Raw genomic sequence first — 11,927 nt, 5'->3', positions numbered from 1 at the left:
GAATGAAGAGTGGATTTTGTAAATGAGTCAGCGCTGCAATGGCGAATGACCGGGCTGCGCTTTCACGCGCGCCAGCCATGCCGTAATAGCCGGATAGATGGCCAGATCGAAACCACCGTCGCTGGCGCAGTGGGTATACGCGTAAAGCGCAATATCGGCAATGCTGTAGCAGTCGCCGACGAACCATTCGTGTTCGTGCAGATGCTTTTCCATCACGGCCAGCGCCTGCGCACCGCGCTGATGCAGTTGCGGCAATTCCGAACGACGCGGGTGATCCGAGGGCAGATAAAGCGAAATGAAGCGTGCCACCGCGATATATGGCTCGTGGCTGTACTGCTCGAAAAACAGCCATTGCAGGGTCAACGCACGCAGCCACGCATCGCCCGGCAAGAGCGCGGTGCCTGCGGCGAGATAACAGAGAATTGCATTGGACTCCGCCAGTCGGCGACCATCGTCCAACTCCAGTAGCGGTACTTGGCCATTGGGGTTCTTGGCCAGGTACTCCGCCGTGCGCGTATCGCCATGAGCACTATCCACGTCAACCCAGCGATAAGCGCGGCCGAGCTGGTCCAATAGCAGCTGCAGCTTGTAGCAGTTACCGGACGAACGCATACCGTAGATGGTCAGCATGGCTTACTTCCTTTTATCGATTCCAGCAGGGTCACACGTTGCAGGTCCTTGGGACGACCAAAGATCTTCAACACGCGTATTTGTTCCGCGATCGTGGGAACGGGTATGGCCAGACCGGCGAAATCCACCGTAATGGTTTGATCTATCCGCAATGGCTCCCAGCCATGGGTGCCGAACACTTCAAGGCCACCCATGACCTCTACCGGCAGGGCGGAAAATGCGAAGCGCGCAAAGTGCGATCGAAAGCGGTCTGCGCCAGCTGGCGCATGATCACCGACACGCTTGGCTTGCCAGTGATCGATCAATGTTTCCGCATCGCGAACACTGGTAAATACATCCAGATCAGCCACCACGACCTCGGCACCGACAAGCCACGCAGCAGCGCTGCCGATCACGGTCCATGGATCTCGGCAGCAGCTTTGCAAATCCGGCAGTGCGATGACGAGTGCATCATGCAAGACCGCCTGCGTTTCAGCATGCAGGGACTGATTCACGCGCGGACTCGGCGTTTCCGCCATTGCTCGCGCGTCTGGCCCCAGATCTCGATGGGATGATCCTGAAACGGCTCGGGCATGCGGCCAGGCCGCAGCAACTGCGAGCCAAGCTTGTGTGCCACTGCTTGCGAAGCGAGGTTGTCCGGCGCGATGCAGTGGATGATCTCGTCCCATCCCAGCACGTCGAAAGCCCAGTCCATGGCAGCGACAGCACCTTCCGGCGCATAGCCGTTGCCCCACGCCTCGCGCACCAGGCCCCAACCCACTTCCGTACCCGGCCAGCCTTCCGGCTGCCACGGGCCGAGCCGACCAATCCAGTGACCGGTGGATTTCTCGATCACCGAAAACATTGCGTAACCCTGGATTGCCCACGCGCCAGCCATGCTGAGAAACCCGCGCCATGCCACAGCACGTGATTGCGGACCACCGATATGCCGGGAACCTTCGCCATCAGCCATCAGCGCAGCCCACCCTTCGAAATCCTCCGCCCGCGTGGGGCGGAGGATCAGCCGATCCGTTTCGATGCGCAGCGAATCGAGATTCATGTGCGCGGTACTCCGCTTCAGAATGCGTTGATACCAGTCAGCTCACGGCCAACCACCAGCTCGTGCACGGTTTCGGTGCCTTCGTAGGTGATCACCGATTCCAGATTGAGCGCATGACGGATCGCGCCGTGTTCGGTGGTGATACCTGCGCCGCCAAGGATATCGCGGCACTGGCGCGCGATATCGATCGCCATGCGGCAGTTGTTCCACTTGGCCAGTGACACCTGAGTCGGCTGCATCTTGCCAGCGTCCTTCAGGCGACCGAGCTGCAGCGACAGCAGCTGCGCCGTGGTGATGCGGCGGGCCATGTCGGCCATCTTCAACTGCACAGCCTGATTGGACGACAGCGGACGATCAAACAGGATGCGCTCGGCGGTGTAGTCGAGCACTTCCTTCAGACAGGCCTGCGCGGCGCCGATCGGCCCCCAGGTAATGCCGAAGCGTGCCTGCGTCAGGCAGCCCAGTGGACCCTTCAGACCCTTGACGTTAGGCAGGCGAGCGCTGTCGGGCACACGCACGCTGTCGAAGAACAGCGCGGACGTGACCGACGCGCGCAGACTCATCTTCTTATGGATTTCCTGCGCCTTGAAGCCAGCCGTGTCGGTGGGCACGACGAAACCCTGGATACCGTCCTCGGTCATCGCCCAGACGATGGCGATATGCGCGAGGTTGCCGTTGGTGATCCACATCTTGGCGCCGTTGATGACCCAGTCACCGCCATCCTTTTTCGCGTTCGTTTTCATGTTGGCCGGATCGGAGCCACCGTGCGGCTCAGTCAGGCCGAAGCAACCGATGATCTCGCCCGCCGCCATGCCCGGCAGGTACTGGCGCTTCTGCTCTTCACTACCGTAAGCAAAGATCGGGTACATGCACAGCGAGCTTTGCACCGAAGCGAAGCTGCGCAGACCCGAATCACCGCGCTCGAGCTCCTGGCAGATCAGGCCGTAACTGACACTGTTCATGCCGCCACCGCCGTATTCCTCGGGAATGGTCGCGCCCAGCAGGCCGAGACTGGCGATTTCCGGGATCAGTTCTATCGGAAAACGCGCCTGATCGAAGCAGTCACCGATGATCGGCAGCACGCGTTCATCGACGAAACGGCCGACGCTGTCCTGGACCATGCGCTCCTCGTCGGTGAGCAGTGAACGGACATCGTAAAGATCGAGCGGATCGAGGCGCGTAGCCATGGTCAAGGTCCAAAGTGGTCAGGCAATCCGCCTAGTGTAGCGGGGACGAGGATGAGGGTCACCGGCAGTGACACTGACGGCAGGTATCGGTAAAGCCCGCTGCACGGCGTCCTGCCAGCGTTCTAAAAAGAAAACGTCGGCGGATCGGCTCTGCAAAGCCACCACCGGCAGCCACCAAGGCTTCCACACACCATCGTTAGAGGAGTTTTCCATGCGCACTGTCCTTTTCGGGCTGTTGATTGTTCTGCTTGCCCTCACCTCCCATGCCGCCAACGCGGCGCCGCAAACCGCCCAATCCTCTGTTGCAAGCCGCAGCGCTGAGTATGTCGATATCAGCGAATACCTGACCAGCGACGCGGATATCAACGCGTGGTATAGCGCCACCAGCCAACTGAGGAAGAACTTCGACGACGTTTGCGGCGACACGTTCTGCGAGGGCGACTACAGCAACATCGAGTCACTCGATTACCGCTGCTCAGTGGAGAAAAACACCGGCGTCATCGGGCGCTGCGTCTGGGTATTCGCCGCCAGCAATACGGAAGTGAACGCGAAAACCGGCAACATCCTCGTCGACAACCAGCACTGGCGCTGCCGCAGCCCGCTGGCGCCGAAGACACGTATAGCCGATCTCATCGCAACACTGAATGTGACCAATCCCATACACGCGATTCTGCCGGGAACGAGCAAGTCGATTTACGACGGATTGGTCGACTGTCTCTGATCCAAACCGGCACGCCAGCTTTTGCTGGTGTGCCGGTAAACAGTGCAGTTGGCCGAAATCTGAAAACCTTTCATGCGGCGAACTTTGGAAACACGGATACTGTGGCTATCCCTAGTTTCGAAAAGCTGCGAAAAATGTACAAAGGTGTGCTGCTAGGTTTCATGGCGTTCGCGGCGTATGCCATCAGCGATGCGTTCGTGAAGATGCTGCGCGGTTCGCTGCCGTCGTATGAGGCAGTGTTTTTCGGCGCCCTGCTCGGCCTGACCGCACTGCCCTTCATAAAACGCAAAGGTGATCGCTGGCGCGAAGTGCTGATCGCCAAGCGACCAAGCCTGTGGCTGGTGCGTGCGATCTTCGGTGCCATCGGCAGTACGGCCGCCGTGATCAGCTTTACCGCACTGCCGATGGCCGAAGCCTTTGCACTGATTTTCCTGATGCCGATCTTCGTCACCATCCTGTCGGTTATATTTCTCAAGGAGCATGTCGGCTGGCGCCGCTGGTCGGCGGTGATCGCAGGGTTTATCGGTGTGCTTGTGGTGCTGCGGCCGGGCTTTCGCGCCTTGGGCATCGGTCACCTTGCCGCACTGGTCTGCGGACTGTCCGGCGCGATCTCGATGATCGCCTTGCGCATGACCGGTGCGCAGGAAAAGCGCATCACGCTTTATGGCGCCGGCGTGATCGGCCCGCTGCTGCTGACCGGCATACTCATGCTGTGGGACTTCCGTTGGCCGCAGTGGCACCAGTGGCTGCTCTTGCTCGGTTATGGATTACTCGCCGCACTGGGCGCCGTATTGCTGATGCTTGCTACGCAAAAAGCACCAGCCAACCATGTCGCGCCGACTCAATACAGCCAGATGCTGTGGGCGGTGGCATTCGGCTACCTGTTGTTCAACGATCCACTGGACTGGCCGATGCTGATCGGCATCGTGATCATCCTGGCTTCGGGACTTTTCACATTTGTGCGGGAATACAAAGTCACGCGCTGGTGGAAGCGGACCAGGATGGTTTGAGGCCGCCAAGCTCGACGCCTCAGCCGCGATTACTCACACCATGCGGTACATGTCCAGTAGCAACGTGCTTGCGCGCTGATTCCACGTTGACCGGGGAGTCGTCGAAGAAGATGTCGGCCCCAAAGGCATCCAGGAACGGCCCCTTGTCGCGACCACCGAGAAACAGGGCCTCGTCGATGCGCACACCCCAACGACGCAGGGTGAGGATCACCCGTTTGTGTGCCGGTGCGGAGCGCGCGGTGACCAACGCGGTACGAATCGGCGAGTCTTCGGCGGGGAACGCGATCTGCAGGCGATGCAATGCCGTGAGGAAACCCTGGAACGGACCGACTGACAGCGGTTCGGCGGCGTGCTCGGTTTCGCTGCGATGGAAGGCCTCCAGCCCCTCCTCGCGCGACACGCGCTCACCCTCGTCGCCGAAGATCACTGCATCGCCGTCGAAGGCGATGCGCAACTGCTCGGAGGCGCGCGGTGGCGCGGTGCTGGGCAAGATGGTCGCCGCGGCGACACCGGCGGCAAGCGCGCGACCGACGTCTTCGGCATTGGCGGAAAGAAAAAGATCGGCCTTGAACGGTGCAATGTAATCCGAAGTCGGCGCGCCGCTGGTAAATGCGGCACGGCTGATCTGCAACCCGTAATGCTGGATCGCGTTGAAGATGCGCAGGCCGGTATCGCCGGAATTGCGCGACAGCAGAATGACCTCGACCGGCGGTACGTTACCGGCCAGTTTGTTGAGACCGAGCAGTTTCTGCACCAGCGGAAAGGCGACGCCCGGTTTCAGAATCTCGTTCTCGTGATCGATCTGGAAGTTGCGGTAGGCATCCAGACCATCGCGCTCGAACAACGCATGACTATCCCCGAGATCGAACAGCGCGCGCGAAGAAATGGCCACCACCAGCCGATTGTCGGCGGCGGCACTGGCGTCGTGCGCATCGGCACCCGTAGCCACAGAGTCAGCAGTATCGATTGGCAAGAGAGGCACGTTCACGATGGGCAGCACGCAGAGATCCGGTGTGGACCCTCTGGTTTCAATCTAGCATGTCTCAATCTGGCGTGCGGCCGCTTCAATCCGCAGGCTGTTCCGACGCGAACTGTTCGTCGAGAATTCGCTGCTCAAGATTATGTTCGGGATCAAACAGAAGCCGCACGCCCTCGCCGCCCGATTGACGGATGGCCACCGTGAGTACGTTGCGCACTTCATGGAAATCGGCGGTGGCGCTGACCGGACGCTTGTCGGGATCGAGCACACTGAGGACCACTTCCGTGCGATGCGGAAGAATCGCGCCACGCCAGCGACGCGGGCGAAACGGGCTTATCGGCGTAATCGCCAGCACGTTCGCATCCAGCGGCAGAATCGGTCCGTGCGCGGAGAGGTTATAGGCCGTGGAACCGGCCGGCGTGGAAACCAGAATGCCGTCGCAGACCAGTGTGTCGAGTTTAACAATGCCGTTGAGCTTTACTTCCAGATGCGTGGCCTGGTTGGTCTGACGCAACAGCGACACCTCGTTGAAAGCCAGCGCCGAATATTCCTTGCCGCTGACGTCGGTCACCTGCATCTGCAGCGGAAACAGCGAGGCGGTGTGCGCGCGCTCGACGCGTCCAGGAAGGTCATCGACAACATGCTTGTTCATCAGAAAGCCGACGCGACCCAGCTTCATGCCATACACCGGCACATCCAGCGCATGCCAATCGTGCAAGGTCCGCAACATGAAACCATCGCCGCCCAACGCCACGATCAGCTCAGCCTGCTCCGGCGGTACATCGCCATAGCGGTCCACCAGTTTGCGTCGCGCCTGCTGGGCAATGCTGGTATCGCTGGCGACGAAGGCAAAGCGCATGCTGATCCACCTGGCAATCAAGTGAGAGGAGAGTACACAGCATGAAGGCGCAAGACCATGCTGGCTCCTGCGCCTTCACTGCTGACCTATGCGTTTCGCATCAGGTCAACCGACTGAAACCCATCAGCCGATCGGCACCTGCGCCAGCTGGGCCAGACGACGCACCGCGACCGAGGCGATCGGGTAATCGGCGTTCTGGGTGAGGATTTCCGCCAGCATGCTGCGGGTGTACTGCAGCGTGGCGTTGTCGCGCTGCAGCCACGCCTGCACCGGCGAGACATCCGTGCGATCGCTGGCCAGCGCCAGCACCTGCGAGGCCAGTGCACGGTGCTGATGGTTGAGCTCATCCAGAAGCGAGCCGCGAGCCTGCGCATGCCAATGACCTTCGACCGGCAGCGCCTCGATCTGGTCACGCAGCCATTCGAGATCCAGCGCCTCGCCCAGCTCGTAGAACACCTGGGCCACCTTGGCAATCGGACGGCCGCTGAGCTGCGCCACTTCAGCCATATCCAGCGCTGCACGCAGCACCGGCAAGCGTGCCAGGCGCAGCGCAAGTTCGGCGGGCAAGCCCAGACCTTCCCACTTTTCCTGATTGCCGGAAAAGTCGCCCTTCCCGGTCGGCGTCAGCACTTCGGGCAACGCCTCACGCAGAGCCGACACACTGGATTGATAGCGCTCCACGTTGTCCGCAATGTCCAGCGTGCCGCCGGGACGATTGAGCAACCAGCGCGTGAGATGGCGCAGCAGCGACCAGATCTGCATCACCGCGTCGATCTGGGTGTTCTCGGCAACCTGGCTGTCGAGCGCTTCGATCTGCGCCCAGAGTTCCCGCGCGTCAAGAATCTCGCGGGCGGCGGTGTAAGCCTTGGCGATCGCTGCCGGCCGCTGGCCGGTGTCCTCCTGCATGCGCATCATGAAGGTCGCGCCCATGCGGTTGAGCGTCGAGTTGGTCACTGCGGTGGCAATGATCTCGCGCTTCAGGCGATGGCGCTGCATGTGCTCGGCGTACTTCTGATGCAGCGGCTCGGGGAAGTAGCGCACCAGTTCTTTAGACAGGTACGGATCTTCCGGCACGTCCGAATCGAGCAGTTGCTGGTACAGCTTGATCTTGTCGTAGGACAGCAGCACCGACAGCTCCGGTCGGGTCATGCCGACGCCGCGCGTCTTGCGCTCGGTCAGCTCCGCTTCGCTGGGCAGATTTTCCACCTGACGGTCGAGCAGGCCTTCGGCCTCCAGCGTGCGGATGAAATGCGCCAGCGAGCCGATGCGACGCACCGACTGGTGCTCCATCAGGGTAATGGCCTGGTTCTGCCGATAATTGTCGAACAGCACCAGCTGGCCGACCTCGTCGGTCATCGCCGCGAGCTGTTTGTTGCGCGCATCCTCGCTCAGCTCGCCACGCTGCACAGCGTCGTTAAGCAGAATCTTGATGTTGACCTCGTGATCGGAGGTATCCACGCCGGCCGAGTTGTCGATGAAGTCGGTGTTGAGCAGCACGCCGTGCTGCGCCGCCTCGATGCGACCTTTCTGGGTCATGCCCAGGTTGCCGCCCTCACCCACGACCTTGCAGCGCAGCTCGGCACCGTTGACACGCAGTGCGTTGTTGGCACGATCGCCCACATCGGCATGCGTCTCGCTACTGGCCTTGACGTAAGTGCCGATGCCGCCGTTCCACAACAGATCGACCGGCGCCTTGAGGATCGCGCTGAGCAGGTCGCTTGGCGCCATCTGCGTCACGTCGGCCTTGATGCCCAGTACGGCGCGCACTTCCGGCGTGACCGGAATCGATTTCGCGCTGCGCGGGTAGATACCGCCACCGGCGGAAATCAGCGAACGGTCGTAATCGTCCCAGCTCGAACGTGGCAGCTTGAACATGCGCTCGCGTTCGACGAACGATGCCTCGATGTTCGGATTCGGGTCGAAGAAGATGTGACGATGATCGAACGCCACCACCAGCTTGATATGCCGTGACAGCAGCATGCCGTTGCCGAACACATCACCCGACATATCGCCGATACCCACACAGGTGAAGTCCTGCGTCTGGCAGTCGCGGCCGAGCGAGCGGAAATGGCGCTTGACCGACTCCCATGCGCCCTTGGCGGTGATGCCCATGCCCTTGTGGTCATAGCCATTGGAGCCGCCCGAGGCGAACGCGTCACCCAGCCAGTAGTTGTGTTCGATCGAGATCGCATTGGCGATGTCGGAGAACGTGGCCGTGCCCTTGTCGGCCGCCACCACCAGATACGGGTCATCCGCGTCGTGGCGCACCACATCGTGCGGGTTGACCACCTTGCCTTCGACCAGATTGTCGGTGATGTCGAGCAGGCCGTTGATGAACAGGCGATAGCAGGCGATACCCTCGGCCAGCTGCGCATCACGATCACCACCCACTGGCGCCTTCTTGACGAAGAAACCTCCCTTGGAACCGACCGGTACGATCACCGTGTTCTTGACCATCTGCGCCTTGACCAGGCCCAGCACCTCGGTGCGGAAATCCTCGCGACGGTCGGACCAGCGCAGACCGCCGCGCGCCACCGCGCCGAAGCGCAGGTGGATGCCTTCCACGCGTGGCGCACAGACCCAGATCTCGCGATACGGCACCGGCTTGGGCAACTCGGGCACCTTGTGCGAGTCCAGCTTGAAGCTGATGTAACCCCGGTGTGCGCCATCCCAACGCTGGAAGAAGCTGGTGCGCAAGGTGGCATGGATTGCCGCCACGAAGCTGCGCAGAATGCGGTCCTCATCGAGGCTGGCCACGTTTTCCAGCAGCACACCAATAGCATTTTCGATCGTACTGACCTGCTCGGCGCGTGGCAGCAACAGCGCGTTACCCAGATCAGTGATCAGCGTCGGGTGCAATTCCTGCACGGACTGCGGAATCAGCGCGGTCATTTCGACGGCAAGCGTGTCGCTGGCGACTTTCAGTTCTTCGGCAGACAGGCTTTCGCGCTGCGGATCGAACTTGGCCAGGAACAATTCAACCAGCAAACCGGCAATCGCCGGATACTGATTGAGCGTGTCTTCCATATACGGCTGCGAAAACGCGACGCCGGCCTGCAGCAGATATTTGCAATAACCGCGCAGCATCGCGATCTGCCGCCAGCTCAGCTTGGCGCCGAGCACCAGCCGGTTGAAACCGTCGTTCTCGGCGTTGCCGCGCCAGATATGCTCGAACGCATCCTCAAACAACGCACCGACCTGCTCTACCGTGAAAGTGAGCTTGCCCGCCGGCTGCACTTCGAAATCCTGGATCGACAGCGGTGCGGGATCGCAGGGAATTTCGTAGACGTGTTCGGTCAGCACACGCAGGCCGAGGTTCTCCAATTGCGGCAACACTTCGGACAGCGCGATATCGCCACCGCTGCGATAGACCTTGAAGCGCAGTGTTTCCGGTGCCTGCGGCGGGTGGTAGAACGACATGCGCAGCACGTTGTCACCCTGTAGCAGTGACAGCTGATGGATATCTTCGGCAGCCACCTTTGGTGTCACGTCTTCGACGTACCCAGCCGGCAGCAAACGCGCGTAGCGGTTGGCCAGTACCACGCCCTGATGATCGCCACGCGATCGCACCAGTGCATCGCGCACTTCGTCGTGCCAGTTGCGCACGATGCCGGCGACGCTCTGTTCCAGCTCGGCCAGATCGTAAGAGAACTCATCACCGATCTTCGGTCGCACCACGATCGTCAGCTGTGCCAGTGCCGCCTCACCCAACAGCACCGTCGATTCGCTCCGCTCGCCGTGCAGCGCCGTGTCCAATAGCGCCGCAATCCGCTCGCGTACCGCGGTGTTGAAGCGATCACGTGGCACAAAAACCAGACAGGTAAAGAACCGGCCGTAGCGATCGCGGCGCACGAACAACCGCGTGCGCGCTCGCTGGTTCAGTTCCAGGATACCCATCGCAGTTTCAAAGAGTTCGTCTTCCGTACTCTGGAACAGTTCCTCGCGCGGCAACGCTTCGAGCACGTGACGCAGCGATTTGCCGGAGTAGGAATCACGCTTCAGCCCCGAGCGCGTCATTACCGCCTCGACGTTCTGGCGCACCAGCGGTACATCCTGCGGCCGTGCCATATAGGCGTTGGTCGAAAACAGGCCAAGGAAACGCTGCTCGGCCACCGGGCGGCCGTTAGCGTCGAACTTCAGCACACCGATGTAATCCATATGGCCGGCACGATGGACCGGCGAACGCGCATTGGTCTTGGTAAGAATGATGGCGTCAGTTGCACCCGCCTGCGGCAGCTCGCCGGCAGTCAGCGAACGCAGCGAGCGCGGTGCGATCGAGCGCTCTTTCTTGTGCAGCAAACCCAAGCCGGAAGCATCGACAGAGCGCAACTCCTGCTCGCCGTCAGCGTCGGCGACTTCGTATTCGCGATAACCAAAGAAAGTGAAATTGTCATCGGCGATCCAGCGCAGAAACTCGCTGGCCTCCTCGACCGAGGCCGCATCCAGCGGCAAGTTGCGCTGCGGCAGGTCGGTGGCAATAGCCAGCGCCATGTCGCGCATCGCCGACCAGTCGCCCACCACCGAACGCACATCGTCCAGCGCCGCTTCAACATGCGCCTTCAACTGCGCCTGCGCGGCTTCATCGGCAACCCGGTCGATCTCGAAATGCATCACGGATTCGGGCTTGCGCGATGGCGCCGCATCCGCTTCATCACACAGCTGCAGCAGCTTGCCGGACGCGTCACGCTCCACCGTGATCACCGGGTGGATCACCGCGTGAATCTGCACGGTGTCCGACAGCACCATGCTGGTGGTGTCGATCAGAAACGGCATGTCGTCGGTGACGATCTGCAGCAGGCTGCGACCGGCGGAACCCTGCTCGGGATTGATCACGCGCACCAGTGCATGGCCCGGCGGTCGTTGCTGCACGAAGTCCAGCAGGCTGGCGATCAATACAGCCCACTGCTCCGACGTGTGAAGTTCGATGTCGCTACTGGCGACACGGGCGAAAAAGGCGTCGCAGAAAACTCGCGCCTCCGTCAGGCGGTCAGCGGACAGACCGCGTTGTTTCAATGCGTCGAGGACGACCGACGGAAGGGGCATGTCGTTGGCTGCACGAATGGCATTCATGGAATCTACTGTTCTAGTGGATACAAAGGTAAGGCTTAGCCGCAAAAGGATACGCCGCGACCCGGGGCTAATCCACAGCAGACACCATCCATTTGGCTACCATGCTGCTACGCATGGACCCTACGTTCACACTCGTACGCGCATCGCAACAAACGGATCGCCACTTGCCGGTCACTATCGTCATCGCGCGGTAATGGCGGCGTCTGACTAAGGGGAGGTGCCCCGGCATAGTCGAGCATGGCCAAACTGTCACGCGATACATGCATCTTGCATTTCGCTGCCGTGCCAGCCAGCGACCACGAGAGCGTAATGATCCAGTACTACGGCTTGATGGCATCCCCGCCGCCACCGTTAAATTGAGGGCTGGCACAACGCTCCGGATAAATTGTAAACTGGTCGGTATAGGACTGCGTGACAAGCAAGATTGCCTCT

General features: G+C 61.0%; 9 protein-coding genes. 2 read left to right on the top strand and 7 right to left on the bottom strand.

Annotated elements, in window-relative coordinates; genetic code table 11:
* Positions 1 to 27: 27 nt before the first annotated feature.
* The 4 genes from HDE79_RS17780 to HDE79_RS17765 are packed head-to-tail and all read right to left on the bottom strand — an operon-like array spanning position 28 to position 2,856.
* On the bottom strand, positions 28 to 630 hold the full coding sequence (locus tag HDE79_RS17780; protein ID WP_184603917.1) for a glutathione S-transferase family protein: 603 nt from the start codon (positions 628 to 630) through the stop codon (positions 28 to 30).
* Positions 624 to 1,124 carry a hypothetical protein gene (locus HDE79_RS17775; RefSeq protein WP_184603916.1) on the bottom strand — a complete coding sequence of 167 codons (501 nt, stop codon included), beginning with the start codon at positions 1,122 to 1,124 and terminating at the stop codon, positions 624 to 626. Before HDE79_RS17775 ends, HDE79_RS17780 begins: the two co-directional genes overlap by 7 nt.
* Positions 1,121 to 1,669, bottom strand: coding sequence for a GNAT family N-acetyltransferase (locus HDE79_RS17770; RefSeq protein ID WP_184603914.1), 549 nt, complete (start codon positions 1,667 to 1,669; stop codon positions 1,121 to 1,123). Before HDE79_RS17770 ends, HDE79_RS17775 begins: the two co-directional genes overlap by 4 nt.
* A 17-nt stretch (positions 1,670 to 1,686) precedes the next feature.
* Positions 1,687 to 2,856, bottom strand: a complete 1,170-nt coding sequence (locus tag HDE79_RS17765; RefSeq protein ID WP_184603912.1) for an acyl-CoA dehydrogenase family protein — start codon at positions 2,854 to 2,856, stop codon at positions 1,687 to 1,689.
* 67 nt (positions 2,857 to 2,923) lie between these two features.
* Between HDE79_RS17765 and HDE79_RS17760 the strand changes: the two genes are divergently transcribed.
* Together HDE79_RS17760 and HDE79_RS17755 are read left to right on the top strand one after the other, a co-directional pair.
* Complete coding sequence (locus HDE79_RS17760; protein ID WP_221440232.1) at positions 2,924 to 3,577, top strand: hypothetical protein; 654 nt, start codon at positions 2,924 to 2,926, stop codon at positions 3,575 to 3,577.
* A 134-nt stretch (positions 3,578 to 3,711) separates the two neighbouring features.
* A complete protein-coding gene (locus tag HDE79_RS17755; RefSeq protein WP_184604130.1) occupies positions 3,712 to 4,587 on the top strand; it encodes a DMT family transporter in 876 nt (291 codons plus the stop codon).
* Between the two features lie 19 nt (positions 4,588 to 4,606).
* On the opposite strand, the gene HDE79_RS17750 is transcribed toward HDE79_RS17755, so the two are convergent.
* The 3 genes from HDE79_RS17750 to HDE79_RS17740 form a co-directional block, all read right to left on the bottom strand.
* Positions 4,607 to 5,554, bottom strand: coding sequence for a 5'-nucleotidase (locus HDE79_RS17750; RefSeq protein ID WP_343206001.1), 948 nt, complete (start codon positions 5,552 to 5,554; stop codon positions 4,607 to 4,609).
* 97 nt (positions 5,555 to 5,651) lie between these two features.
* Positions 5,652 to 6,425 (bottom strand): NAD kinase, encoded by a 774-nt coding sequence (locus tag HDE79_RS17745; RefSeq protein WP_184603910.1) that lies wholly within the window; start codon positions 6,423 to 6,425, stop codon positions 5,652 to 5,654.
* A 123-nt stretch (positions 6,426 to 6,548) separates the two neighbouring features.
* On the bottom strand, positions 6,549 to 11,495 hold the full coding sequence (locus HDE79_RS17740) for an NAD-glutamate dehydrogenase domain-containing protein (RefSeq protein WP_184603909.1): 4,947 nt from the start codon (positions 11,493 to 11,495) through the stop codon (positions 6,549 to 6,551).
* Positions 11,496 to 11,927 lie beyond the last annotated feature (432 nt).

Origin of the sequence: Rhodanobacter sp. MP1X3 (assembly GCF_014207165.1) — a bacterium.
In the GTDB taxonomy this organism is placed as follows: Bacteria; Pseudomonadota; Gammaproteobacteria; order Xanthomonadales; family Rhodanobacteraceae; genus Rhodanobacter.
The sequence above is the reverse complement of the archived record's forward strand: the minus strand, read 5'-3'. Positions and strand labels throughout refer to the sequence as shown.

What these genes read in the sequence shown, in the direction of transcription:
- HDE79_RS17780 (WP_184603917.1), bottom strand. Translation starts at nt 630, where the DNA reads ATGCTGACCATCTACGGTATGCGTTCGTCCGGTAACTGCTACAAGCTG.
- HDE79_RS17770 (WP_184603914.1), bottom strand. Translation starts at nt 1,669, where the DNA reads ATGAATCTCGATTCGCTGCGCATCGAAACGGATCGGCTGATCCTCCGC.
- HDE79_RS17765 (WP_184603912.1), bottom strand. Translation starts at nt 2,856, where the DNA reads ATGGCTACGCGCCTCGATCCGCTCGATCTTTACGATGTCCGTTCACTG.
- HDE79_RS17755 (WP_184604130.1), top strand. Translation starts at nt 3,712, where the DNA reads ATGTACAAAGGTGTGCTGCTAGGTTTCATGGCGTTCGCGGCGTATGCC.
- HDE79_RS17745 (WP_184603910.1), bottom strand. Translation starts at nt 6,425, where the DNA reads ATGCGCTTTGCCTTCGTCGCCAGCGATACCAGCATTGCCCAGCAGGCG.
- HDE79_RS17740 (WP_184603909.1), bottom strand. Translation starts at nt 11,495, where the DNA reads ATGAATGCCATTCGTGCAGCCAACGACATGCCCCTTCCGTCGGTCGTC.